Annotated in this window: 25 protein-coding genes; 13 read left to right on the top strand and 12 right to left on the bottom strand. The window is 53.3% G+C overall.

Annotated features, from left to right (window positions below; translation table 11 throughout):
- Positions 1-26 precede the first annotated feature (26 nt).
- From infA to K5L82_RS06200, 9 genes are all read right to left on the bottom strand, one after another.
- A complete protein-coding gene (gene infA, locus K5L82_RS06240; RefSeq protein WP_044386042.1) occupies positions 27-245 on the bottom strand; it encodes a translation initiation factor IF-1 in 219 nt (72 codons plus the stop codon).
- A gap of 80 nt (positions 246-325) precedes the next feature.
- The gene (locus K5L82_RS06235) at positions 326-1,039 is read right to left on the bottom strand and encodes an arginyltransferase (RefSeq protein WP_223133558.1); all 714 of its coding nucleotides are present in this window, start codon (positions 1,037-1,039) and stop codon (positions 326-328) included.
- Between the two features lie 9 nt (positions 1,040-1,048).
- Positions 1,049-1,753, bottom strand: coding sequence for a leucyl/phenylalanyl-tRNA--protein transferase (gene aat, locus K5L82_RS06230; protein WP_133005811.1), 705 nt, complete (start codon positions 1,751-1,753; stop codon positions 1,049-1,051).
- Between the two features lie 15 nt (positions 1,754-1,768).
- Positions 1,769-2,722: a thioredoxin-disulfide reductase gene (gene trxB / locus K5L82_RS06225; protein WP_223133557.1), complete on the bottom strand. Its 954-nt coding sequence runs from the start codon at positions 2,720-2,722 to the stop codon at positions 1,769-1,771.
- A gap of 151 nt (positions 2,723-2,873) precedes the next feature.
- Positions 2,874-3,782, bottom strand: a complete 909-nt coding sequence (locus K5L82_RS06220) for an AAA family ATPase (protein WP_133007569.1) — start codon at positions 3,780-3,782, stop codon at positions 2,874-2,876.
- 7 nt (positions 3,783-3,789) lie between these two features.
- On the bottom strand, positions 3,790-4,713 hold the full coding sequence (locus K5L82_RS06215; RefSeq protein ID WP_223133556.1) for a carbon-nitrogen hydrolase: 924 nt from the start codon (positions 4,711-4,713) through the stop codon (positions 3,790-3,792).
- Complete coding sequence (locus tag K5L82_RS06210) at positions 4,710-5,762, bottom strand: agmatine/peptidylarginine deiminase (RefSeq protein WP_223133555.1); 1,053 nt, start codon at positions 5,760-5,762, stop codon at positions 4,710-4,712. The genes K5L82_RS06215 and K5L82_RS06210 overlap by 4 nt, the downstream gene beginning before the upstream one ends.
- Positions 5,763-5,862: 100 nt before the next feature.
- Positions 5,863-6,168, bottom strand: a complete 306-nt coding sequence (locus K5L82_RS06205; protein ID WP_133005807.1) for a hypothetical protein — start codon at positions 6,166-6,168, stop codon at positions 5,863-5,865.
- Between the two features lie 101 nt (positions 6,169-6,269).
- Positions 6,270-6,857, bottom strand: coding sequence for a PilZ domain-containing protein (locus K5L82_RS06200; protein ID WP_223133554.1), 588 nt, complete (start codon positions 6,855-6,857; stop codon positions 6,270-6,272).
- Between the two features lie 95 nt (positions 6,858-6,952).
- Here K5L82_RS06200 and K5L82_RS06195 point away from each other — a divergent pair, with 95 nt between their 5' ends.
- Positions 6,953-8,197: a lipoprotein-releasing ABC transporter permease subunit gene (locus tag K5L82_RS06195; RefSeq protein ID WP_223133553.1), complete on the top strand. Its 1,245-nt coding sequence runs from the start codon at positions 6,953-6,955 to the stop codon at positions 8,195-8,197.
- Positions 8,190-8,900 (top strand): lipoprotein-releasing ABC transporter ATP-binding protein LolD, encoded by a 711-nt coding sequence (lolD, locus tag K5L82_RS06190; protein ID WP_165950599.1) that lies wholly within the window; start codon positions 8,190-8,192, stop codon positions 8,898-8,900. The genes K5L82_RS06195 and lolD overlap by 8 nt, the downstream gene beginning before the upstream one ends.
- Here the strand turns inward: lolD and K5L82_RS06185 are convergent.
- Entirely contained in the window at positions 8,897-9,433 is a 537-nt protein-coding gene (locus K5L82_RS06185; protein WP_133005804.1) for a DUF2062 domain-containing protein, read from the bottom strand. The genes lolD and K5L82_RS06185 overlap by 4 nt on opposite strands.
- Before the next feature lie 29 nt (positions 9,434-9,462).
- On the opposite strand from K5L82_RS06185, the gene K5L82_RS06180 reads away from it, so the two are divergent.
- From K5L82_RS06180 to murB, 9 genes are all read left to right on the top strand, one after another.
- A complete protein-coding gene (locus tag K5L82_RS06180) occupies positions 9,463-11,955 on the top strand; it encodes a DNA internalization-related competence protein ComEC/Rec2 (RefSeq protein ID WP_223133552.1) in 2,493 nt (830 codons plus the stop codon).
- Positions 11,956-12,027: 72 nt separating this feature from the next.
- A complete protein-coding gene (locus K5L82_RS06175; protein WP_114333528.1) occupies positions 12,028-12,654 on the top strand; it encodes a MotA/TolQ/ExbB proton channel family protein in 627 nt (208 codons plus the stop codon).
- 5 nt (positions 12,655-12,659) lie between these two features.
- Positions 12,660-13,085 carry an ExbD/TolR family protein gene (locus K5L82_RS06170; RefSeq protein WP_133005803.1) on the top strand — a complete coding sequence of 142 codons (426 nt, stop codon included), beginning with the start codon at positions 12,660-12,662 and terminating at the stop codon, positions 13,083-13,085.
- Entirely contained in the window at positions 13,082-14,854 is a 1,773-nt protein-coding gene (gene msbA / locus K5L82_RS06165; protein ID WP_223133551.1) for a lipid A export permease/ATP-binding protein MsbA, read from the top strand. Before K5L82_RS06170 ends, msbA begins: the two co-directional genes overlap by 4 nt.
- Positions 14,851-15,909, top strand: coding sequence for a tetraacyldisaccharide 4'-kinase (gene lpxK, locus K5L82_RS06160; protein ID WP_133005801.1), 1,059 nt, complete (start codon positions 14,851-14,853; stop codon positions 15,907-15,909). The genes msbA and lpxK overlap by 4 nt, the downstream gene beginning before the upstream one ends.
- The gene (locus tag K5L82_RS06155; protein WP_133005800.1) at positions 15,902-16,090 is read left to right on the top strand and encodes a Trm112 family protein; all 189 of its coding nucleotides are present in this window, start codon (positions 15,902-15,904) and stop codon (positions 16,088-16,090) included. Before lpxK ends, K5L82_RS06155 begins: the two co-directional genes overlap by 8 nt.
- 25 nt (positions 16,091-16,115) lie before the next feature.
- Complete coding sequence (gene kdsB / locus K5L82_RS06150) at positions 16,116-16,901, top strand: 3-deoxy-manno-octulosonate cytidylyltransferase (RefSeq protein WP_133005799.1); 786 nt, start codon at positions 16,116-16,118, stop codon at positions 16,899-16,901.
- Entirely contained in the window at positions 16,894-17,373 is a 480-nt protein-coding gene (locus K5L82_RS06145; RefSeq protein WP_133005798.1) for a low molecular weight protein-tyrosine-phosphatase, read from the top strand. Before kdsB ends, K5L82_RS06145 begins: the two co-directional genes overlap by 8 nt.
- Positions 17,370-18,401 carry a UDP-N-acetylmuramate dehydrogenase gene (murB, locus tag K5L82_RS06140; protein ID WP_223133550.1) on the top strand — a complete coding sequence of 344 codons (1,032 nt, stop codon included), beginning with the start codon at positions 17,370-17,372 and terminating at the stop codon, positions 18,399-18,401. Before K5L82_RS06145 ends, murB begins: the two co-directional genes overlap by 4 nt.
- Before the next feature lie 53 nt (positions 18,402-18,454).
- On the opposite strand, the gene K5L82_RS06135 is transcribed toward murB, so the two are convergent.
- Positions 18,455-20,188, bottom strand: a complete 1,734-nt coding sequence (locus K5L82_RS06135; protein WP_223133549.1) for a proline--tRNA ligase — start codon at positions 20,186-20,188, stop codon at positions 18,455-18,457.
- A gap of 124 nt (positions 20,189-20,312) precedes the next feature.
- On the opposite strand from K5L82_RS06135, the gene K5L82_RS06130 reads away from it, so the two are divergent.
- Positions 20,313-20,936: a TetR/AcrR family transcriptional regulator gene (locus K5L82_RS06130; RefSeq protein WP_133005795.1), complete on the top strand. Its 624-nt coding sequence runs from the start codon at positions 20,313-20,315 to the stop codon at positions 20,934-20,936.
- Here the strand turns inward: K5L82_RS06130 and K5L82_RS06125 are convergent.
- Entirely contained in the window at positions 20,924-21,421 is a 498-nt protein-coding gene (locus K5L82_RS06125; protein ID WP_133005794.1) for an Lrp/AsnC family transcriptional regulator, read from the bottom strand. The genes K5L82_RS06130 and K5L82_RS06125 overlap by 13 nt on opposite strands.
- Before the next feature lie 137 nt (positions 21,422-21,558).
- Between K5L82_RS06125 and leuA the strand changes: the two genes are divergently transcribed.
- The gene (gene leuA, locus K5L82_RS06120) at positions 21,559-23,253 is read left to right on the top strand and encodes a 2-isopropylmalate synthase (protein WP_223133548.1); all 1,695 of its coding nucleotides are present in this window, start codon (positions 21,559-21,561) and stop codon (positions 23,251-23,253) included.
- Positions 23,254-23,279: the final 26 nt, after the last annotated feature.

Genomic DNA, 23,279 nt, shown 5'->3' with positions numbered 1-23,279 from the left:
GGGGCTTTTCAGATGTCACTGGAGCATTAACGGGCGCGGTAAACGATGCGGCCCTTGCTCAGGTCATAGGGAGTCAACTCTACCTTGACCTTGTCTCCAGTCAGGATGCGGATGTAGTTCTTGCGCATCTTTCCTGAGATGTGTGCGGTCACAACGTGGCCATTCGACAGCTCAACGCGGAACATGGTGTTAGGAAGGGTGTCTAGAATAACGCCTTCCATTTCAATGACATCTGATTTCGCCATTCAGTAAAAACCTCGTTCGGAATACTTTCGGTGATTTTAAATTGCGCAATTCTGCCTGAATTCTTGCCGTTTGGCAAAAATCAGGTACTTCTCATTTCATGCCACTGACCCTCTTGCAGCGCTTCGATAGGTCTGTAGCGGGTTTTGTAGCTCATTTTTTTGCAGTTTTTAATCCAATAGCCTAGGTAAAGGTGCGGCAATTCTCGTGCTTTGGTTTCTTCTATTTGCCAAAGCACCGCAAATGTACCGAGGCTTCGATCCTCGTATTCCGGTGCGAATACGGTGTATATCGCCGACAGGCCATCGTCGAGCAAGTCGATGGCAGCCAGCCCTATCAGTTCATCGCCTAAAGTAATTTCTAGGAACCAGGAGTCGGTGGAGCCTTCCACCAAAAACGATGTGAACTGCTCTCGCGTCGGCGGGTACATATCACCGTCTTGATGGCGTTCCTCGATGTAGTGAGCGTATAAGCGGTAATAGCGTTCGCTGTAGGTTGCAGGTACCAGCCGGCATTCAAGATCGGCATTTTTTTTGAGCACTCTGCGCTGACCTCGGTCCGGCTGAAAATTATCAACTTTCAAACGTACAGGAACACAAGCGGAGCAAGATTCGCAATGGGGTCGATAGTAATGAGATCCGCTGCGACGAAACCCCAGTGCCGTTAGCTGACTGTAGAGTTTTTTGTCAATATCCGCACGCGGGTCCACAAACATGGTGGTGGCTTCACGATCAGGAAGGTAACTGCAATCATGAGCGGGGGTCGCAAAGAAAACGAGCGTTCGGAGATTACTCATGCGCTTCTCCTAACGAGTCCACTGCCAAGTGAATTTCCACCCTGACTCTTTGGGCTTGGCGTCTACACATGTTTTGAGTATAGATAAAAATTGTGGGCGGGAAACTGTCGTTGCGCCCATGGATAGCAAGTGGCTACTTTCAACCTGGCAATCCATCAGCTCATAGCCCCACTCTTCCAGTTGGTGAGCGAGGTGAACCATGAGAGCCTTTGAGGCGTTGGTTTCAAGCGAGAACATGGATTCACCAAAGAAACATCGCCCCAGAGCAACGCCGTACATGCCGCCCGCAAGGTCGCCGTTTTGGTTCCACACTTCGATAGAGTGAGCGATGCCGAGCCGATGAAGCTCGCTATAGGCGTCGATCATTTCATCGGTAATCCAGGTGCCTTCAGCTCGGATAGAGGCGCAAAGCCGGATAATCCGTCCAAAGCACTGGTCTGATGTGATGCGAAAACGCTGCTGATTGAGCGTGCGGCGAAGGCTTCGTGAGACGTGAATCTTTCCAGGGATTAAGACGCACCTTGGGTTGGGCGACCACCATAAAATGGGTTGGTCATCGCTGAACCAAGGAAAAATTCCGTTCCGGTAGGCCAGTTGCAGCCTGTCTGCAGACAAATCCCCCCCGACGGCCAGCAGGCCGTCAGGGTCGTCCAAGGCCTCTTCGGCAGGAGGGAACCAGAGTTTGTCTGGTTCTATCCATGGTAACGACGTCATGCTGGCTGGTTCGCCTTAGTCTTGCTGATCCAGGAACTTCTCTGCATCCAGGGCGGCCATGCAGCCAAAACCTGCAGAGGTTACCGCTTGGCGGTACACGTGGTCTGCAACATCACCGGCCGCAAAGACACCGGGGATGCTGGTTTGAGTAGCCATGCCTTCCAGTCCGGATTTAATTTTCAGATAGCCGTTTTCCATATCCAGCTGCCCGGCAAACAAATCGGTGTTTGGTTTGTGGCCGATGGCGATAAATACGCCCGCTAGATCCATATCTTGGGTGTTGCCGTTTTCAGTGCTCTTGATGCGCATGCCCGTAACACCCGTGCCATCACCAAGTACTTCTTCCAGGGTATGATTCCAAATGATGTTTACGTTGCCGTTTTCAGCTTTATCGAACAGCTTGTCCTGAAGAATCTTTTCAGAACGCAGCTTGTCGCGACGGTGAACCAGAGTGACTTCATCCGCGATGTTGGACAGATACAGAGCTTCTTCAACGGCGGTATTACCACCACCGATGACAGCAACTTTCTGCTTGCGGTAGAAAAAACCATCGCAGGTTGCACAAGCCGATACGCCTTGGCCTTTGAATTTTTCTTCCGAGTCCAGGCCCAGATACATCGCCGAAGCACCCGTGGCGATGATCAGAGCATCGCAGGTGTATTCGCCGCTGTCGCCTTTCAGGCGGAAGGGGCGGTTTTGCAGGTCGGCTTCATTGATGGTGTCGTAAACAATGGAGGTTTCGAAACGCTCGGCATGCTTCTGCATGCGCTGCATCAACTCAGGGCCCTGAACGCCGTCGTTGTCGCCAGGCCAGTTATCGACGTCGGTCGTGGTGGTAAGCTGCCCGCCCACTTCAATGCCGGTAATCAATGTCGGGTTCAGGTTAGCGCGGGCTGCGTAGACTGCAGCGGTATAACCGGCCGGGCCGGAGCCAAGAATGATCAGGCGGTGGTGTTGGGTTGTGCTCATCGAAATCTCGCTAGTAGTTAGGTCTGGTTTGAGCTCGTTGCGCGAGCTCGGTGTTCCAAGTGTGGTAGAAGGCTATCATGAATTTGATTGGCTGCAATTTGTTTCACAATATACCGTTCATTGAAACTGGCTATAGGGACGGTGGCTGGAATTAAAGCACCGATACGGTGCTTAGAAGCTGGCGAACACGTTCATGGCTTTTGCCGGTTTCGCCTTGTTCAAGTCGATGTTCGGCCACCGACGGAAATACAGCCTGAAGATCGTCGGGTAACACGTGATCTCGCCCGGCCATTAAGGCCCAAGCTTTGGCTGCACGTAACAAGCCAAGGCCGGCTCGGGGTGATAGACCGTACATTAAGCCCGGCATGCGACGGCTTTGTTCCAGTAACCGCTGCAGGTAATCGAGCAGAGCGGGGCTGGCGGACACTTTCTCCGCGGCCGCCTGAGCCTGCTCCAGCTCTGTTTGTGGCAGGAGTGCCGTAAGGCGGGCCGTCAATGCTCTTCTGTCTTCACCTTCTAATAGCTCACGTTCTGCTTTTGGATCCGGGTAGCCTAATTTCAGGCGCATAAGGAAACGGTCAAGTTGCGATTCTGGTAACGGGAAGGTGCCGCCTTGTTCGATCGGGTTTTGAGTAGCGATCACGAAAAACGGAGAGGGCAGAGGGCGGGTTTCACCTTCTATTGAAACTTGTCGCTCTTCCATGGCTTCCAGCAAGGCACTTTGGGTGCGTGGGGATGCCCGGTTGATTTCGTCGGCCAGCACGACTTGCGCGAAAATGGGGCCCGGGTGAAACACCAGGCTGTTGGCTTGTTTGTCGTACATGGAATAGCCCAGTACGTCGGCTGGCAGCAAGTCGTTGGTGAACTGGATGCGCTGATAACTTAGGCCCATGATGCTGGCCAGTGCATGAGACAAGGTTGTTTTGCCCATGCCGGGAATATCTTCGATCAGCAAATGGCCGCGAGCGAGCAAGCCGCACAAAGCAAGGCGTACTTGTGACTCTTTCCCCAGCAAAATGGTGTTGAGTTCGTTAACGACGTTGTCCAGCTTTTCCTTCATGCCTTGGTTAATCCCTGACCCGTTTAAGAATGTCGCCGTAGGCATCGATTCGCCTGTCTCTCAGGTACGGCCAGATTCTACGAACGGATTCCGAACGATTCCGGTCCAGCTTGGCGACCAGGATCCCTTCTTGCTGTTCGTCGGACCGCGCAAGAATTTCGCCCTGAGGGCCGCTGATGAAGCTGTTGCCCCAAAAACGAATGCCGGCGGTTTGTTCTGAAGGATCTGGTTCTGTGCCTACCCGGTTTGGTGTGATCACCGGCAGGTTGTTAGCCACGGAATGGCCGCGCTGCACGGTAATCCAAGCATCGAGTTGGCGAGCTTGCTCGTCTTTGTCGTCGGTGATGTCCCAACCAATGGCGGTCGGGTAGATCAGAACTTCAGCGCCGGCCAGTGCCATTAGTCGGGCGGCTTCCGGGTACCATTGATCCCAGCACACCAAGACACCCAATTTCCCAACTGAGGTTTGAATCGGCGTAAACCCGCTATTGCCGTTGTTAAAGTTTGCGTCGCCCGGAGTGAAATAGAATTTTTCGTAGAAGCCCGGGTCGTCGGGTATGTGCATTTTCCGATAAATGCCGGCAAGACTGCCGTCCGTTTCAAAAACAACGGAGGTGTTGTGGTAAACGCCATTCATGCGGCGCTCAAAAATCGAGCCTACCAACACGATGCCCAGCTCTTTGGCTAGAGCTGATAGGTGTTCGCTGGTCGGTCCGGGAATGGATTCGGCCAACTCAAAAACATCGGTGTCTTCAGTTTGGCAGAAATACAGGGTAGCGTGCAGTTCTTGTAAAACTACCAGTTGCGCGCCGCCGTCTGCCGCCTTTCGAATTAAGCGTTCGGACGTGGCCAGGCTGACCGCTTTGTCGTCACTGCAATTTTGCTGAATAGCGGCAACGGTCAACGTGTTGGAGGCTTCTACCCAGGTCATACTTCGACAACTCCGGCGGGAATTTGCATGGTGACGCAGTGTAAGCTGCCATGCTGATAGATCAGAGGGCGGCAGTTGATGGGGATGATCTCTCTGTCGGGAAAAATGTCACCGATGATCCGTATGGCTTCTTGATCTTGTGGCACGCTGTAAGTCGGCAGTAACACAGCACCATTGATGATCAAAAAGTTGGCGTAGGTTGCGGGAAGCCGTTCGCCGTCTTCGTCGAAAATGGCATCAGGCCACGGCAAGGCCGTTAATTTGTATGGGGTTCCATTCTTTTGGCAGAAACCTTGTAGCTCTTCTTCCATGGCGGCGAGTGCGCTGTAATGCTCATCAGCGACGTCTGGGCAGACTACGTAGCAGATGTGGTCCGGTGCGCAGAAACGGGCTAGCGTATCGATGTGGCTGTCGGTGTCGTCGCCGGCCAGATAACCGTGGTTCAGCCACAGGATGCGGTCAGCGCCAAGCATTTCGATGAGCAATTGTTCAATGCTCGTGCGATCCATAGTCGGGTTGCGGGATGGCGTGAGCAGGCATTCGCTAGTGGTAAGTAGCGTTCCTTCACCGTCAGACTCTATGGAGCCGCCTTCCAGCACGAAGTCCACGGTTTGCATAGGGTGTTTTCCAAACACGCGGGCGCCGGCCAAATGCATATTGAGAGCGTTGTCTTTTTCCCAGTTAAATTTTTCGCCCCATGCATTGAACTTGAAGTCGATCAGGATAGGGCCGCCTTCTGTTTCTACCGTGATTGGACCGTGATCTCTTGCCCAGGTGTCGTTGGCGGGTGCTGGCACGGTGATTACTCTACCGGGCATTTGGTTATCTTCTGCCCATGCGTTGAGTTCGTGGCCGAGCTCTTGGAGTCGAGCAACGTACTCACAGCTGATAATCAGGTGCTCGAAACGGAGGGTGGTCTTGGCAATTGCCAGAAATACAGGCTCTACCTCAGGCATTACCTCGGCCCAATCGGTGCCGGGATGGGGCCAGGTTAGCAGGACGGCGCTCTGGGGTGCCCACTCGGCAGGTAAAACTCGTTTGGAACTCACTGTATTAAGCCACCTTGGTTCGCAAAAACTGTCATTCTATCTGACCGTTATCGGAACGTCAGGCCTAGAGAGAAGAAACTTGTCTTTCTAACTGGTGTATTTAATTTTTCTGGCGTTTCACCACCGCGTGCATGACGAGATCGCGCTCGAAATAGACCACAAAGTCTGAATAATGCCACTGACTGATGGGTGGTTGGCCAACGGGGCCTTGAACATCAAGAGGATTACCCCAGCGCTGGCGCACCGACGCTTGGCTCAGGCCGTTGCTGGGAAGGCTGATTGCACTGCGGTCTGCTTGACTGCCGACTGGAATCGCCAGATCTTCTGCCTGAACTGCCGGTGCCATTGCGGTGGCCAGAAACGCTGCGAGGCCGAGTGCTGCGCCCAGATTGTGCTTCTTTTTCATTATAGACTCCGTAAATGCTGAGTTTGCTTCGGCCTTTTTGGCACATGGATAAAGCGTAATATGGTGAAAAGCTTACTAAAAGCCAACACTTTATTGGAAGTTTACTGTTTTTGTTTCTGCCGTATTTGCCATCGCATCACATGACGAGCAATTTGTTGGCGGTCGCTTTCGTCCAACTCGATAAATGCGGCCTGAACCCACGCCCCCCCAGTGGTAGTGCGGTCTAGGTCGATCACTCTAGCAATCCCTTGTGGTTGGTAAAGTTCAGGGGGCAATGTCATACGTACGGCTATTCGATCGCCTGCCTGCCACGCGACAGAGCGGCTGAAAAAGGCCAAGCCACCTTCGCTCAGTGTCACATCTTGCCAGTCATCCGGTTGCAACGGATTTTGCTCAAAGGCGATAATGCGCGCCAACGTATCCAGCTTGCTGTTCAGGGTTGTTATTAGCCCCGTTAGCAAGCGGTCGCGTTCTGAGAGGTTGGCCAGATGGGTTTTTATGTCTTGGTCTAGCCGACGGTATTCGGCTTTCAGGGAGTCCAGAGGCGTGTCGTTGAAAAGGTCGGGGTCTGCCGAATCATTTTCTCCGAGTCGCCGGACTTCCAGGCCAATACGATCCTCGATCCGGAAAAACTCCCGACGATCTTGTGGCGACCGAGGCACTGAGCCCGTAGTATCTTGGCTTGGCATCCTTTCTCCGGATAGCTAAAAAAGTTGATAGTACAAAATAGTTTAGCAGTTTCTTAAACCACGACAGACCCGAAGGTAGCGACAGGCACCTCCCCATGTTCAGACCCTTATCGTTTTACATTGGTTTGCGGTACACCGCAGCCAAGCGTCGTAATCACTTTATTTCGTTTATCTCCCTCACATCCATGATTGGCTTGATGTTGGGAGTGGCGGTACTGATCATTGTGTTGTCCGTGATGAACGGTTTTGATCAGGAACTCAAACAACGCATTTTGGGCATGGTTCCCCATGCCACCATTCAGGGTGCGTCCGGCCCGCTAAACGATTGGGAAGAGCTGGACCGTCGTGTAGAGCAAAATCCTGATGTTTTGGCCGCGGCTCCGTTTATTCAGGGGCAGGGTATGGTTACCGGAGGGGGTAACGTGCGCGGCGTGATGCTGAACGGCATTTTGCCGGAGCAGGAAGCTTCTGTCTCAATCATTGAAAACCATTTTGTAGAGGGTGGGCTCGGCGATCTCGAATCCGGTGAGTTCGGCATTATCATAGGCCGTCTGATGGCTAACAGCCTGAGGCTGGGGGTCGGGGATAAGCTAACGGTGGTTTTGCCCGAGGCATCAGTGACACCAGCCGGAGTATTGCCCAGACTCAAACGCTTCACGGTAAAGGGTATTTTCAGTGTCGGTGCTGAATTGGACGGCAATTATGCGCTGATTCACATGGACGATGCGTCGCGTCTGATGCGTACGGGGGGCAAGGCTGAAGGGCTACGTCTGCTAATGGGCGATTTGTTCTCCGCCCCGCGAGTGGTCAACGATGTAGCCTCTAGTTTAGGTGGCCGTTATTACGTGTCGGATTGGACTCGCACTCACGGTAACTTGTTCAACGCCATCCGCATGGAAAAGACCATGATTGGGCTGTTGTTGATGTTTATCGTTGCGGTTGCCGCCTTCAACATTGTGTCTACGTTGGTCATGGTGGTTACTGACAAAACGGCAGATATCGCAATTCTGCGCACCATGGGCGCGACTCCGGGCCGAATTATGCGCATCTTTATTATTCAGGGCGCTGTGATCGGTGTGTTTGGTACTTTGATTGGCACAGCGCTGGGTGTGCTGGGCGCCCTGAATATTAGCGCCTTCATCGCCTGGCTTGAGGCTGCCATGGGGCACCAGTTCCTGAGTGCCGATGTGTACTTTATCAGCTACCTGCCGTCTCAGTTGCAATGGCAGGATGTGACAGTGATTAGTGGTGCCGGATTGGCGATGAGCCTGCTGGCAACGATTTACCCCGCGTGGCGGGCGTCGCGAGTCGAACCAGCGGAGGCTTTGCGCTATGAGTGATGCAACGATGACAAATACAGCTACGCCTCTGGTGATTGATTGCCGGCAAGTGACGCGGACCTACAGCGAAGGTCCGGAAAAACTGACAATATTCTCCGATATTTCCCTGGAAGTGTCGGCCGGAGAAACAGTGGCGATTGTCGGAAGCAGCGGCGCGGGTAAAACCACGCTGCTGAACCTTCTAGGTGGTTTGGATAAGCCGTCTTCCGGGCAAATACAAATCTGTGGCCAGAATATTCACGGAATGTCTGAGGCGGGGCGCGCGCGATTCCGTAATGGGCATCTCGGCTTTGTCTATCAGTTCCACCATCTTCTGCCGGAATTTACCGCGCTTGAGAATGTCATGATGCCGTTGGCGCTTGGAGGTCAATCTCCCCGACAAGCGAAGCCCAAAGCTGAAGCGCTTTTGGAGCGTGTCGGGTTGGGGCAACGTCTTCGTCACAAGCCGGGGGAACTTTCGGGTGGGGAGCGCCAGCGAGTGGCCATTGCACGTGCTTTGGTCAACGAGCCCAACTGCGTATTGATGGATGAACCCACAGGCAACCTGGACCAGCACACCGGCGAAGGCATACGGGGTTTAATTCAGGACTTACGCGATAACTCGGGTACGGCCTTTATCATGGTGACCCACGACATGGGGATGGCGAAAAGTTTGGGGCGGGTACTGCGGTTAGAGCAAGGGGTCTTGGTTCAAGAATCTTAAACCTTGGTGCGCTTACGCTTGGCTCTCAGGCGGTGGCGCAGTTGCCAGTCCGAGCGTACTTTTCGGCGCCATAGGAATTGTACGGCCAGGTAGGCTATACACGCGCTGATTGTTGCAAGTAACAGGGAACCCAGATATAGCGGAATGCCGATTTCAAACAGCCGGTCGCTGACCCAATGCCAGTTTACGTGGAACTCGAGCGGCAGTACCGGTCGGTCCAGTATCCAGGCTCCCACTTTGTAATTGAAGTAGAAAATCGGTGGCATGGTCAGCGGATTACTGATCCAAACCAATGCGACGGATAACGGCAGATTTGCGTTGAACCAAATAGCAAAAAAAGCTGCGGCAACCATCTGGAAAGGCATTGGGATAAAACAAAACCAGATGCCGATCAGAAATGCTCGTGCCACGCAGTGGCGGTTGATGTGCCACAGGTTGGGCTCGTGAAGGATATCGCCTAGAAAGTGCAGACTTTTCATAGACTGCACTTTTTCTGGGGTCGGCAAATACCGTTTCATAAACCTCTTCGGCATTGGACGTTCGGCCTGTTCTCTCGGTATGGATGGTAACCGGCGCATGGGGAGCGACGATTTTGATCGGAGGACAAGGATTGTCCAGAAACACCCAGTTCAGCACGAAAGCTGAAAGATCTCTACTTTGCCCATTGGGCGTGTTCGCATTTAGTTGCGGCGTTATCTTACTGTATCGGTTCTCGGTTTTGCCACCTTATCCGTGGCTGTTTTCATCCCTATTTGTACTACCGCTACTTTTTAAACCTGAAACAGCCCGTTTTCGTGTCTTGGTTCTTGGCGTGATTTGGCTTGCTACGGGTTTAGGGTGGACTGCATGGCATGCCGATGCCCGCCTACAGGAACAGCTTACACCCGTGGAAGAGGGCGTACCAATAACCCTCTTCGGGTATGCCTGTGACCTACCACAGCCTGGCAGCTTTAACAGTATTCGATTCAACTTTTGCGTGGACCGTTGGCCAGAAGCTCCTGGTTCTGTGGAAGGCGGTGCGCGCCCACATAAGATTCGTCTGGCCTGGTACGGTTCTAGCGATAAGGTGTTGCCCTCAGGGCCAATAGCGCTGCAAGCGGTTCTTAAACGACCACACGGAAGTCTCAATGACGTTGGTTTTCGTTACGAGGATTGGTTGTTCAGGCACGGCGTAGGTGCAACGGGAAGCGTCCGCAACGCGATGGAACTGCCGGATGCTTCCTGTGGTTTGGCCTGCTCCTATCATGTTTGGCATCGAGGAGTGGCATCTGCTGTTGAGCGCCATTTCGGCGACGCAGTGCATTATCCGTTAGTTGCGTCATTGTTGATTGGTAACCGTGGGCACCTGTCTGCTGAACAATGGCAAACCCTTAAGGCCACCGGCACGATTCATTTAGTCGCTATTTCCGGATTGCATTTGGGGTTGGTGGCGCTGATTGCCGGGTTGGTTGTTCGCCGCCTTTTATTGATTCTACCGGCGGGATCTATCCCCGAGAATGTTATCCGTAACACAGTCTATTGCGCGGTGCTGCTTGCGTGCCTGTTCTACGCTTTGCTGGCGGGGATGACGGTGCCCACGCGTCGAGCGCTGTTGATGGTAGTTGTTGGCGGATGGTTTCTTCTAAAGGCCCGGGAGGTGAGCCCCTGGTGGCCGTTCGTCATCGCCATGGCAGGCGTGCTTTTGCTCGATCCATTCGCGCCCCTCGATCAGGGTTTTTGGCTGTCCTTTTCCGCGGTTGCACTACTGATTTGGGTGTTCGCCAACCGTTTGGGGCGCATGGGATGGCTGTCCGGTTTGTTGTTGGCCCAGTGTGCGGTATTTGCCGGGCTTTGGCCTGTTCTCCAGTCGTTCGACCAAACTCAGCCCTTGGCGGGCGTGCTCGCCAACTTAGTGGCGATTCCCTGGGTGTCATTTGTAGTGATGCCCGTCTTGTTTGCCGGAACCTTGTTGGTCTTTTCGAGTGGTGGCTTTTTAACCGTTTATGTAGTTAAAAGCTTTGATGCCGTACTTGGGGTGTTATGGGGTTTGCTCCAAGGGGTCGCAGCTTTGCCGATATACCCACTACCAGGTGCGTCGCCTATCGTCTTGGTGGCTTTTGTTGCGGTTGTTCTGCTGCTATTGCGTTTCCCGAGCCGGTCGTTCCGGGCGTTGAGTAGCTTGGTTTTTTTAGGGTGGTTAGTGTTTGGCTGGCTGAATAACGCGAAGCCTGAAAATCCTTCGGTCGAGTTTCCTGAGGTTCGCATTTGGGACGTCGGGCAGGGATTGTCGGTATTGGTTCGCTCGGAAAACCAAGTCTTGATGTATGACACGGGTCCGGAAGTGAAAGGCGTTTATTCTGCTGCCGAGTCAGTCTTGCTGCCGAATTTGAAGGCGCTCGGTGTGAACCAAATCGATCATCTGGTCGTGAGTCATGGTGATAGCGATCATTCGGGTGGGTTGGACCTGTTGATGAACGAATTATCGATAAAAGTGATCTCAACCGGAGAGCCAGAGGTGGTGCAAAATAAAATGAAGCGCCAGCCCGCAGTGGCAATTCAACCGTGCCCTCGTTTACCGAAGGTGATGGGAGCCTTTGAATTAAACTTCTGGAGGAGCCCGTTGCCGCACTCGGGTAACGACGCCTCGTGTGTGTTGAGGCTATTCCATCGTGAGTCGGGAGTGGATCTACTCCTCACCGGCGACATTGGTGGTGATGTGGAATCGGAGATGCTGGCGGACGCTGAGCTGGCTTGGTTATCAGCGTTTCCCGGGCGCCGAATCCTGGTTGCGCCGCATCACGGCAGCAAAACATCGTCTTCAATGGAGTGGGTGAGGGCGGTAAAGCCGAATTGGGTGATTTATACCGCTGGATATCGCCATCGCTATGGTCACCCGCATCGAGACGTCGTCAGTCGGTACAGGCAGGTGGACGCGGTGCCTTTGAATTCTGCGTGTTCAGGCCAGCTATCTATACGTTTTGAAGCGGAGGGCCCGAAGATTATCGAATCAAAGCACAATTCACCGTTTTGGATTGCTGGCCGGGGCCTTACCCGTGACCAATGTAAAATACCGTGACATTGCAGGTGTGGCCTGCACCGGCAGCTATGCTAAAGTAGCGCGGCTTGTCATTAATCAGGGAGATCAAGCGTGTTTGAGCTGTTGAAAGCTGGTGGCATCCTGATGGTGCCCATTGTTGCCTGTTCCATTTTAGCGCTTGCGATTATTTTGGAGCGTTTCTGGTCGTTGCGTGCTTCCCGTGTAGCGCCTTCCCAATCGCTTAACGAACTTTGGCGCTGGATTAAAAAGAAAGAGCTGAATGGACGTAAGCTTAAAGCACTGCAGGGCTCGTCCCCCATGGGCAGAGTGCTCGCAAGTGGGCTTATGAACGCAAAGCATGGTCGCGAGATCATGAAGGAAAGCATCGAGCATGAAGCCAGTCAGGTTATTCACGAGCTTGAACGTTTCCTAAATCCCCTAGGTACCGTTGCGACCATTACGCCGTTGCTTGGTCTTCTGGGCACCGTGATTGGTATGATCAAAGTGTTTGCCGAAATTCAGCTGGCGGGCGTTGGCAACGCCGGCAACCTTGCGGGCGGCATTTCGGAAGCCTTGATTACCACGGCATCCGGATTGAGCGTAGCCATCCCGGCGCTGATCGCCCATCGCTATTTTATTCGCCGGGTTGATGAACTGGTGGTCAACATGGAACAAGAAGCCATCAAGTTGGTTGAAGTGGTTCATGGTGATCGCGAAATCGACGTGGAAGGAGCCTGAACACCGTGAAGTTCAAGCGCCAGAGAAGCCAGGAAGTCGGGGTAGACCTGACGCCATTGATCGACGTGGTATTCCTGCTGCTGATTTTCTTTATGGTCTCCACAACTTTTACCCGGGAAAGTCATCTTGAGGTCGAGTTGCCTGAAGCCAGTGGTGATCCCGTAGAGCCGGCTGACGTACGGCAGATCGATGTGGTGATCAATGCCGAAGGGCAATATATTCTGAACGACAAAACGCTGGTGAATAATCGACGGGAGACTCTCGAGCGCGGCGTCAGCGAGTTGGCCGAAGGGGATAACAGTTTGCCGTATATCATTACTGCTGACGCTCGCACGCCTCACGAGTTTGTGGTTCGTGCCATGGATGTAGCGGGCCGGTTGGGTTTTGCCAAATTAAGCATCACCACCGAACGGGAGGCTGAATCCCAGTGAGCCGTGCAATTCCAGAGTCCCTGAAAACACCGCCGGCCGGAAGCTGGACTACCTATAAGCGGTTGTTGGCTTACGTTAAACCCTTTTGGTTGGCGTTTTCATTGGCCGTTTTTGGGAACGTGCTATACGCAGCCGCATCTACCGGCATGGCCGCAGCCATGGAGTACGTCATCACGGCGATCGAAAATCCGACATCACAGAATCGAGTGCTGTTGACCGGTTTGATCGTTGGTGTGTTTGCTTTACGGGGAGTGGGCACGTTCTTCAGTCAGTACTTCATCAGTTACGTTGGGCGTAATGTGATTAACGCCCTGCGTAACGATGTGTTTGACCGAATGATGACGCTGCCATCCCGCTATTTTGATGAGAATGCGGCCGGTAGATTGGTGTCCAAACTCACATTCAACGTCGAGCAGGTGGCGGAGGCGGCTACCAACGCAATCACCATCACTCTGCGTGAAGGTTTGACCATCGTCGGGTTGCTGAGTTTCATGATTTACACCAACTGGAAGCTCACGTTGGTGTTTTTGACGGTTGGGCCGGTTATTGGCTTTGTGGTTAGTTATGCCAGTAAGCGGTTTCGCAAGATCAGCAAGCGTATCCAGGGCTCCATGGGCGATATCACCCATGTCGCAACTGAATCGATTTCGGGCTATCGTGTGGTGCGTACCTTTGGTGGTGCCGACTATGAGCGGGACCGTTTCCGCCAGGTTAGTGCGCGCAACCTGAAACAAAGTCTGAAAATGGCGTCAACCCAGGCCATCAGTGTTCCCGTCATTCAGGTATTGGTTGCGATCGCGATCGCTGCATTGGTATGGACCATGCTCGCCCCGGAAATTCGCGGTGAAATGACCACCGGTCAACTAATAGCCTTCATAACCGCTGCGACGACCATGGCGAAGCCGATTCGACAGGTGACGTCCATTCATTCCAAGATTCAAAAAGGTGTTGCCGCAGCCTACGACGTGTTCGAAACCATGGACGAACAGCCGGAAAAAGACGGCGGCACCTATGCCCCTGATCGCGTAGAAGGGCGTATCGAGTTTGATCAGGTATCGTTTCGCTACCGTGATCAACTTGATAATGTACTCGATCAGATTTCGATCGATTTGCCCGCGGGCCAGAGCGTGGCGCTGGTAGGTCGCTCCGGGAGTGGTAAGTCCACTTTGGTCAGTCTGTTGCCACGGTTTTACGACTTCACCGGTGGAGATATCCGGGTTGATGGTCGTTCCCTGATGGACTTCTCTCTTGAAGCACTGCGTGCCCAAATAGCGTTAGTGACCCAGAACGTGGTCTTGTTTAATGACACCATTGCCGCAAACATCGCCTATGGTGCGCTGCGGGATTGCAGCAGAGATGAGATTCGCGAAGCCGCCGCTAAAGCCCATGCGCTTGAGTTTATCGATCGAATGCCCGAAGGTCTGGATACCGTGATCGGTGATAACGGTGTGATGCTATCGGGTGGCCAGCGACAGCGTTTGGCCATTGCCCGAGCGCTTCTTAAAAATGTCCCGATTTTGATATTGGATGAAGCCACGTCGGCTTTGGACACCGAATCCGAGCGTCACATCCAACAGGCACTCGAAACCGTTATGCAGGGGCGCACTACTTTGGTAATTGCTCACCGGCTTTCAACCATCGAAAAAGCCGACCGGATTTTGGTGATGGATAACGGCCGCATTGTTGAATCAGGAACCCATGATGAGCTGTTGGCGGCTGGCGGTGCTTATGCGCAGTTGCATCAGGTGCAGTTCAGCGAGCATGCATGAGTAATGTAATCGATCGTTTATGGTACGGCCAAAAGCGCCCTCTAAGTGTTTTGGCGCCGTTCGCGTGGCTATACCGCGTAATATCCGAATCCAAACGTCGAAAGGCTTGGCAGGCTGAGGCGGAAAACCTACCGGTGCCTGTGGTCGTGGTGGGTAACATTACGGTCGGCGGAACCGGGAAGTCGCCGTTAACGGCCCGATTAGTAGAATGTATGCGCCAGCAGGGTTGGCGGCCGGTTATCTTGAGCCGGGGCTACGGTGGTAAGAGTGATAACTACCCGTTACTGGTAAAGGAGGGGACTCCCGCCGGCGTTTGTGGTGACGAACCCCTTATGCTGTCGCTCGCAACCGGTTGCCCGGTTGTGGTGGATCCTGAACGTTTACGTGGGGCTCGTTGGGCATTGGAGCAAGGTTTGGGTAATGTGTTGGTCTGCGACGATGGCCTTCAGCATTACCGCCTGCCCCGTGATATCGAATTGGCGGTATTTGATGCCCAGCGCGGTATCGGAAACGGAGCGATTCTGCCGGTAGGGCCGTTGAGGGAGCCCGTTGATCGGCTGCGTGCTGTCGATTTCGTGATACTCAATGGAGGTGAATTTCCGAAAACCGGCGAGAGCATCGGCGAATTCGCCGGTGTCGAACACGCCAATGCCCACGCTATGGCCTTGCGGCCGGCCTCACTCGTTAACATCAACTCTGGGGAAATCCGCTCGCCGGAAGCCCTTAACGGGAAGCCCGTGCGCGGGGTTGCAGGCATTGGTAATCCGGGTCGATTCTTCGACACCCTTAGACAACTGGGTGCTCATGTACAAGAAGAGGCATTTCCTGATCATCACCGGTTCCGGCCTGAGGATCTGGCTTCAGGTGCTGGAGAATGGTTAGTGATGACCGCAAAAGACGCAGTGAAATGTCGCGGTTTTGCGCCCGATAACGCATGGGTACTGACCGTTGAGGCCTGCTTGTCGGAACCTTTTGAACAACGCTTTCTGGAACGGCTCGACGAATGTGCGGAGCAGTTGCAGCCTCAAATGACCGAGAGATCAAATCATGGATAAGAAACTTCTGTCTATGCTGGCTTGCCCAGTGTGTAAAGGTGAGCTCAAACTGAACGATGCTCGCACCGAGTTAGTGTGTTATCAGGACGCTATGGCGTTTCCGATTCGGGAAGGTATTCCCGTTATGATTGCCGTCGAAGCTCGTACGCTGAGCACAGACGAGCGTCTGGACAAGCACTGAGTTAACCGCAAGCAGGACTGTCTGTATGTCTTTTACTGTCGTGATTCCCGCCCGCTTCGCGTCCAGCCGATTGCCAGGCAAGCCGTTGGCAATGATTGCTGGCAAGCCCATGATTCAACATGTCCATGAACGTGCCCAGGAAAGCAGGGCGGGCCGTGTCGTGATCGCAACGGACGATTCGCGCATCGAAGAGGTGTGCCAAGCGTTCGGGTCAGAAGTGGTGATGACCTCGCCGAACCACGCCAGCGGTACAGACCGGCTCGAAGAAGTTGCCCGTAAGCTGGAACTCGAACCCGATCATCGTGTTGTCAATGTTCAAGGTGATGAACCACTCTTGCCGCCTGCATTGATCAATCAGGTGGCCGACAATCTTGAATTTTATCCAGACGTTGCGATATCGACTTTGTGCGAGCGCATTCACGACGCTCGCCAGGTGTTTAACCCGAACGTGGTTAAAGTGGTGTTTGATGCTCGAGGAATTGCCCATTATTTCAGTCGAGCCCCGATCCCCTGGGCGCGTGATATATGGCCTCAAAACGCCAACGGTGCGGAAATCGACTTGCCGGATGGAATGGGGTATTTCCGTCACATTGGCATCTACGGTTATCGGGCCAGCGTGCTGAGTGATTTTGTTAGTTGGGCACCCGCGCCAACTGAGCAAGTGGAAGCTTTGGAGCAACTACGAGCACTTTATAACGGCGCCAGTATTCATGTGGATATCGCAGAGCGGCCTCCAGCGCCGGGCGTGGATACGGAAGAAGACTTAGAGCGAATTAGAAAGTTGATGGAAGCCGGAGGACGTTATGTCTGAATCGGTTCGGGTTCTTTTTGTTTGTTTGGGAAACATTTGTCGTTCGCCCAGCGCGGAAGGTGTGTTTCGTAAGCTCGTCACGGAGCAGGGCATGACAGATAGGGTGTCTATCGATTCATGCGGCACGGCAGATTGGCACACCGGAAAGTCGGCTGACTCTCGGTCTATTGAAGCGGCTGGGCGCAGAGGCATTGATCTATCTGATCTCAAAGCACGTCAGATCCAATCGGACGACCTAGATACCTTTGATTATGTATTGGTGATGGACCGCTCTAATCTGGCCGACGTGCGCGATATTTGGCGCCAAAACGGAGGCACGGAGCCAAAATTGTTTCTTGAATTTGGCCGATCCGATGAAGTGGAAGTGCCAGACCCTTATTACGGCGGTGGTCAGGGCTTCGAGTATGTTCTCGATTTGATCCAAAGCGCCAGTGAAGGGTTGCTGGAAGATATTCGAGGAAGGTTGGCTTGAGCTACGGGCTTCATATTCACGAACAGGTTGATTTGAAAGACCTGAATACGATGGCTATTGCCGTTAACGCCAAGCAATTTGCGGATATCGAAAGTGCTGACCAACTTGTCGAGGCTCTCGACATGGCCGCTGACCGGCAACTTGAAACGCTGGTGCTGGGCGGTGGCAGCAACCTGGTGTTCGCCGGCGACTATGAGGGGCTTGTCCTGCACATGGCCCTACGCGGAAGGCGTTGGGAACAGGTCGAAGGCGAGACGGCTGTACTGGCGTTGGCCGCAGGTGAGAACTGGCACGATGCGGTGCTCTACGCTGCGCGCTCTGGCTATCGCGGTATTGAGAACCTTGCGCTGATTCCTGGAACAGCTGGGGCTGCACCGGTTCAGAACATTGGTGCCTACGGAGTAGAGTTGTGCGATTCGCTGACGAGCGTAACGGCTTTGGATTGCGATGTACGGCAAGTGGTTACATTGAGTGCTGAAGACTGTCAGTTCGCCTATCGCGACAGTTTTTTTAAGCGCAACCCGGGGCGATATATCATACTTGAAATACGCCTGCGGCTATCTCGTACGGCACCTCTTAAACTGGGATATCGGGATCTTCAGGATTATCTGAGCGATGTTGATGAGGCGAAACTTAGCTCGCTGGAAGTGGCTGAGGCAGTTATGGCTGTGCGCCGGCGAAAACTGCCGGATCCCGATACCTTGCCAAACACCGGAAGTTTTTTTAAGAATCCGGTGATCGATCAGACCCAATTCGAACAGCTGCAAAAACGTTTTCCGGAAGTGGTGCATTACCCGCTAACTGAGGGTGTCAAACTGGCCGCGGCTTGGTTGATTGATCAGGCAGGCTGGAAAGGCTATCGCAACGCGCGAGTGGGCATCCATAACCGACAGGCGTTAGTGTTGATCAACCATTCTCAAGGCACAGGTGAGGATGTGCTGGCATTGGCAAGGGATGTGCGCAAATCGGTGCGGGAAAAGTTCGGGGTAGAGTTGGAAGTCGAACCGGGTATTATCGGAACACGTTAATAAAATTGGCACAGTCGGGGTAGCCACTCCAGGCTACCTCGACTGTTTGCATCTTACAGGCCCGCTTTCGGCGAAGCGTTCATCAGCACAGGCAGTGCGTCTTCTACCGCAATATCCTGTTTATCTTCATCACGACGGCCTTTGTATTCCAAAGTGCCAGCATTCAGTCCGCGCTCCGAAATAACGAACCGGTGCGGAATGCCCATCAGTTCCATATCTGCGAATTTTACGCCTGGGCGTAGGTTGCGGTCATCCAGAAGAACATCATAGCCAGCTTCACGCAGGTCGTTGTAAAGCTTTTCGCCTGCCTCGGCAACGGTCGGTGCTTTGTGAGCGTTCAGCAGCACAATGGCAACCTGGAAGGGCGCAATCGCGTCTGGCCAAATGATGCCCTTGTCGTCGTGATTTTGTTCAATGGATGAGGCCACGATGCGCGACACACCAATGCCGTAGCAGCCCATTTCCATCACGACTGATTTTCCGTTTTCATCCAGTACTGTAGCGTTTAAGGCTGAGCTGTATTTGTTGCCCAGCTTGAAAATATGCCCAACTTCGATGCCGCGGCGAATTTCCAGCGTGCCGTTGCCGTCTGGACTTGGGTCACCTTCTACAACGTTGCGAATATCTTCAACGCGGCCAACTGGAACATCACGCTCCCAGTTAGCGCCAATCAGGTGATAGTCGTCTTTATTGGCGCCGCACACGAAGTCCACCAAATGGGCCGCGCTGCGATCGACAATGGTCGAAATCGGCAAGTTGACCGGACCAATAGAGCCAGCTTTGCAGCCAATGGCTTTCTCGATCTCTTCGTCGGTGGCCATGGTTAAAGGCTCAGCCACACCTTGCAGATTTTCAGCTTTGATCTCATTCAGGCTGTGATCGCCGCGCAAAACAAGCGCAACCAAGCCTGATTCTCCGTTCTCGTCGGCTTCGGCTTTCACGATCAGAGTTTTCACGCTGCGCTCAGCCGGCAGACCCAAGAACTCGGAGACTGCATCAATCGTTTTCTGATCCGGGGTGTGTACCTCTTTGATTTCTTCTGAGGCCGCCGGACGATCGCCAGCCGGAGCTACCGCTTCCGCCTTCTCGATGTTCGCGGCGTAACCACCGCCCGTACTGAATACGATGGCATCTTCACCAGAAGACGCCAACACGTGGAATTCGTGGGAGCTGCTGCCGCCAATGGAGCCGGAGTCTGCCTGAACTGGGCGGTAATCCAGGCCCAGACGATCAAAAATGTTGCAGTAGGTCCGATGCATGAGCTGATAGGTGTCCTCCAGCGATCCTGCATCAATATGGAAGGAATAAGCGTCCTTCATGATGAACTCGCGGGCACGCATCACGCCGAACCGTGGGCGGCGTTCATCACGGAACTTGGTTTGAATCTGGTAAAAGTTAGCAGGAAGCTCTTTATAGCTTTTCAGCTCATTGCGAACCAGATCGGTGATGACTTCTTCATGGGTCGGCCCCACACAAAAATCACGGCCGTGTCGGTCGTGCAGGCGCAGAAGCTCACCGCCGTATTGCTCCCAACGGCCGGATTCCTGCCAAAGTTCAGCCGGCTGAACCGCAGGCATGAGTACTTCCTGGGCTCCACTTTTGTCCATCTCTTCACGTACAATTCGTTCTACTTTGCGCAAGGTTTTTAGGCCAAGTGGTAGCCAAGAGTAGAGGCCTGCGGCCAATTTACGGATCATACCTGCACGTAACATCAGCTGGTGGCTGATAATTTCCGCGTCAGAAGGGGTCTCTTTTTGGGTGGCAATCAGATAACGGCTAGCTCGCATCGTGTCTTCCGCTTTATTGAAAAGTGGGGATTGGACTAATTGGCAGTGGTACTGGCCCGAAACTGCCTTTCATTGTCTTAAAGTGAGCGTTATTGTACGGAGCCTGCCCCTTAAGGTACAGATGATGACAGACGAATCTATAAATGTAGCACCGCGCAGAAAGCCGGTGCAGGCGCGTAGCCGGGAGCGTGTAGACAGCATTCTCCGCCACGCTGCCGAGATCTTTCATGAGAATGGTGTCGATGGCACCAGTATGTCGGCCATCGCCCGGCAGTCGGGGATGTCGCTGGCCTCGCTCTATCGCTATTTCCCGAATAAAGCGGCCATTGTCCATGCGCTCGCAGAAGGGCATGTCGAGAAGATGGAAACGGCGTTGCGTGAACGCCTTCAAGAAGTTGGGTTGTCGGAAGCCGTCGACGTGCTGATCGACCTGTTTTACGAATTCTATCGGACTGAACCGGCTTACTCTGCGATTTGGAGTGGTGTTGAATCCATGCCGGAACTCCGTGAGCTGGATTTGAGGGAACTTTACAGCAACGCTCGGGACTTTGATGCGCGCCTAAAACAGGAGTTCCCCGGCATACCGGAAGAACGCCGATGGACGGCGAGCTTGTTACTGCCGCGTTCTGCTGGCTCCATTCTCAGGTTGGCGGCAACTTTGCCAGAGTCGCAGGGCGCATTGCTGGCAACTGAGCTTAAATGTATGGCTCGCGCCTACTTGATGGAACTGATTGGTCAGGACAGATAGCCCAGGGGCAGGGCTGTGCTGTCGATGACTCGTCGTAATACAAAGCTTGAGTGAACGCCGCTGACCCCGGGTATACGGGTGATGCGGTTCAGCAGGAACTGGTGGTAATGATCCATATCAGGTACCACAACCTTTAGCATGTAATCCGCGCTTTGCCCGGTAATCAGATAGCATTCCTGAACTTCGGGGTAGTTCGCAATTTGCTCCTCGAAGTCTGCGAATCTCTCCGGGGTGTGCCGGTCCATGCCGATCAGGATGACAGCGGTCAGGGCTAATCCCAGTTTCTTGTGGTCAAGAATCGTGGCGGTTCTGACGATGACGCCCGCATCTTCCAACGATCGGACCCGGCGAAGGCAGGGGGAAGGTGATAGACCGACCTTTTCGGCGAGTTGCTGATTGGTTAATGATCCATCTTTCTGCAACTGTTCGAGAATTTTTCGGTCAATTTTATCTAGTTTAACTAACGCTTTGTCATTGTTGAGCACAATATTTCACCATTTATCTAATGTTGGCAATATTGTGCCATATTTTTGATGGCTTCGGCTAAAGTTCGCAATCGGATGGCGCGCTATGTTGGTTAAACTGTCGTTATCTCTTCGATCAGTGAAAGGAATTGTCAGACATGGCTTTTGATCATCGGAAATATGCTCCTTTTAAGCCCGTAGCCAAAAAAGATCGTCGTTGGCCGGATGTGGTCATCGAAAAGGCTCCAACTTGGTGTGCCGTGGATCTTCGGGACGGTAACCAGTCTCTGATCAAGCCGATGTCGGTTGCGCAAAAACAGCGCTTGTTTGATTTACTGGTGAAGCTGGGCTTTAAGGAGATTGAGATAGGTTTTCCAGCAGCCAGTCAGCCAGACTTCGATTTTTGTCGAAAACTTATCGAGGAGAACAGGATTCCTGACGATGTCACTATTCAGGTGCTGACTCAGGCTCGGGCGGAATTGATCGAGCGTACCTACGAGGCTCTTGATGGTGCGAAGCAGGCCATAGTTCATGTCTACAATTCGACCTCTACGGTTCAGCGTGAGCAGGTATTCGGGTTGGATCGTGAGGGTATCTGCAAGATTGCCCGCAATGGAGCAGCGTTGGTAAAAGAGATTGCTGGTCGTTATCCGAATACCGATTGGACGTTCCAGTATTCCCCCGAGAGCTTCACCGGCACAGAATTGGATTTTGCTGCAGATGTCATTGATGAGGTCACAAGTGTCTGGCGGCCAGATCAGGGGCAGCCTGTAATCATCAACTTGCCTGCAACTGTTGAAATGTCGACACCGAACGTTTTCGCGGATCAGGTGGAATGGATCTGTGAAAAGATTCAATACCGGGATTCGTTGAGCATTAGCGTTCACACTCATAACGATCGGGGCTGCGGCGTGGCGGCAGCCGAGTTGGCGGTCATGGCGGGTGCGGATAGGGTTGAAGGCACTTTGATGGGCAACGGTGAGCGTACGGGCAATATGGATTTGGTCACAATGGCCATGAATTTATACTCCCAAGGTGTTGATCCTGAGCTGGTTTTGTCGGGTATGGCTGAAATCAGCGAGGTGGTGGAAGCTTGCACAGAGATCTCGACTCATCCTCGTCATCCTTATGCCGGTGAGTTGGTCTTTACGGCGTTTTCCGGTAGCCATCAGGACGCGATTCGAAAATGTTTGGCGCGCCGCCAGGATGGAGATGTGTGGAACGTTGCCTATTTGCCAATTGATCCTTCAGACCTGGGTCGTCGTTATGAAGAGGTGGTGAGGATAAACAGTCAATCCGGTAAGGGTGGCGTCGCCTACGTACTGGAGCGTGATTACGATATTAGCTTGCCTCGATGGCTGCAGATTGAGTTCAGTAAGGTGGTCCAATCGGAAGCCGAAACCAACGGTGGCGAGATCGATTCAAATACCATTCATCATCTCTTTGAAGAACGGTACCTGAAGGTACGGAAAGACTGGAAGCTGCGTACTTATAATCTGCATCGTGATGACGATGGCGTGCGAGCCGATGTGGTCGTGGGCGCTAACGAAGCGTCTGTTACGTTGGAGGGCCGAGGCTTGGGTGCGGTTGAGGCTGTGTCGGACGCGCTGACCCGGCGCTTCGGGGTAACCATTGCAGTAGAGGCTTACGATGAGTTCGCTTTGGGTGAGGGGACTAAAGCCAATGCTTTGGCGTGTATTCGTTTAAACGCTAACGGTAGGCTCTGCAGTGCCGCTGCATTGGCTGAAGACACCACATCTGCGACCTTGCAGGCTTTGTTTTCAGCGGTGGCTCAGGAAGTTGGCGAACAGATGCCTGAGACGATTGAAAGCTCGGAGCCTGTCTCCGTCTAACGATTGTAGTTTTAGCTTGAGTCTAA

The sequence above is a fragment of the Marinobacter sp. AL4B genome, assembly GCF_019916045.1.
Taxonomy (GTDB): Bacteria; Pseudomonadota; Gammaproteobacteria; order Pseudomonadales; family Oleiphilaceae; genus Marinobacter.
This window is presented reverse-complemented; position numbering and strand designations above follow the sequence as displayed.

Bases quoted from the DNA above. Each gene is read 5' to 3' on its own strand.
- infA (WP_044386042.1), bottom strand. From the start codon at position 245: ATGGCGAAATCAGATGTCATTGAAATGGAAGGCGTTATTCTAGACACC.
- K5L82_RS06235 (WP_223133558.1), bottom strand. From the start codon at position 1,039: ATGAGTAATCTCCGAACGCTCGTTTTCTTTGCGACCCCCGCTCATGAT.
- aat (WP_133005811.1), bottom strand. From the start codon at position 1,753: ATGACGTCGTTACCATGGATAGAACCAGACAAACTCTGGTTCCCTCCT.
- trxB (WP_223133557.1), bottom strand. From the start codon at position 2,722: ATGAGCACAACCCAACACCACCGCCTGATCATTCTTGGCTCCGGCCCG.
- K5L82_RS06220 (WP_133007569.1), bottom strand. From the start codon at position 3,782: ATGAAGGAAAAGCTGGACAACGTCGTTAACGAACTCAACACCATTTTG.
- K5L82_RS06215 (WP_223133556.1), bottom strand. From the start codon at position 4,713: ATGACCTGGGTAGAAGCCTCCAACACGTTGACCGTTGCCGCTATTCAG.
- K5L82_RS06205 (WP_133005807.1), bottom strand. From the start codon at position 6,168: ATGAAAAAGAAGCACAATCTGGGCGCAGCACTCGGCCTCGCAGCGTTT.
- K5L82_RS06200 (WP_223133554.1), bottom strand. From the start codon at position 6,857: ATGCCAAGCCAAGATACTACGGGCTCAGTGCCTCGGTCGCCACAAGAT.
- K5L82_RS06195 (WP_223133553.1), top strand. From the start codon at position 6,953: ATGTTCAGACCCTTATCGTTTTACATTGGTTTGCGGTACACCGCAGCC.
- lolD (WP_165950599.1), top strand. From the start codon at position 8,190: ATGAGTGATGCAACGATGACAAATACAGCTACGCCTCTGGTGATTGAT.
- K5L82_RS06185 (WP_133005804.1), bottom strand. From the start codon at position 9,433: ATGCCGAAGAGGTTTATGAAACGGTATTTGCCGACCCCAGAAAAAGTG.
- K5L82_RS06180 (WP_223133552.1), top strand. From the start codon at position 9,463: ATGGTAACCGGCGCATGGGGAGCGACGATTTTGATCGGAGGACAAGGA.
- lpxK (WP_133005801.1), top strand. From the start codon at position 14,851: ATGAGTAATGTAATCGATCGTTTATGGTACGGCCAAAAGCGCCCTCTA.
- K5L82_RS06155 (WP_133005800.1), top strand. From the start codon at position 15,902: ATGGATAAGAAACTTCTGTCTATGCTGGCTTGCCCAGTGTGTAAAGGT.
- kdsB (WP_133005799.1), top strand. From the start codon at position 16,116: ATGTCTTTTACTGTCGTGATTCCCGCCCGCTTCGCGTCCAGCCGATTG.
- K5L82_RS06145 (WP_133005798.1), top strand. From the start codon at position 16,894: ATGTCTGAATCGGTTCGGGTTCTTTTTGTTTGTTTGGGAAACATTTGT.
- K5L82_RS06135 (WP_223133549.1), bottom strand. From the start codon at position 20,188: ATGCGAGCTAGCCGTTATCTGATTGCCACCCAAAAAGAGACCCCTTCT.
- K5L82_RS06130 (WP_133005795.1), top strand. From the start codon at position 20,313: ATGACAGACGAATCTATAAATGTAGCACCGCGCAGAAAGCCGGTGCAG.
- leuA (WP_223133548.1), top strand. From the start codon at position 21,559: ATGGCTTTTGATCATCGGAAATATGCTCCTTTTAAGCCCGTAGCCAAA.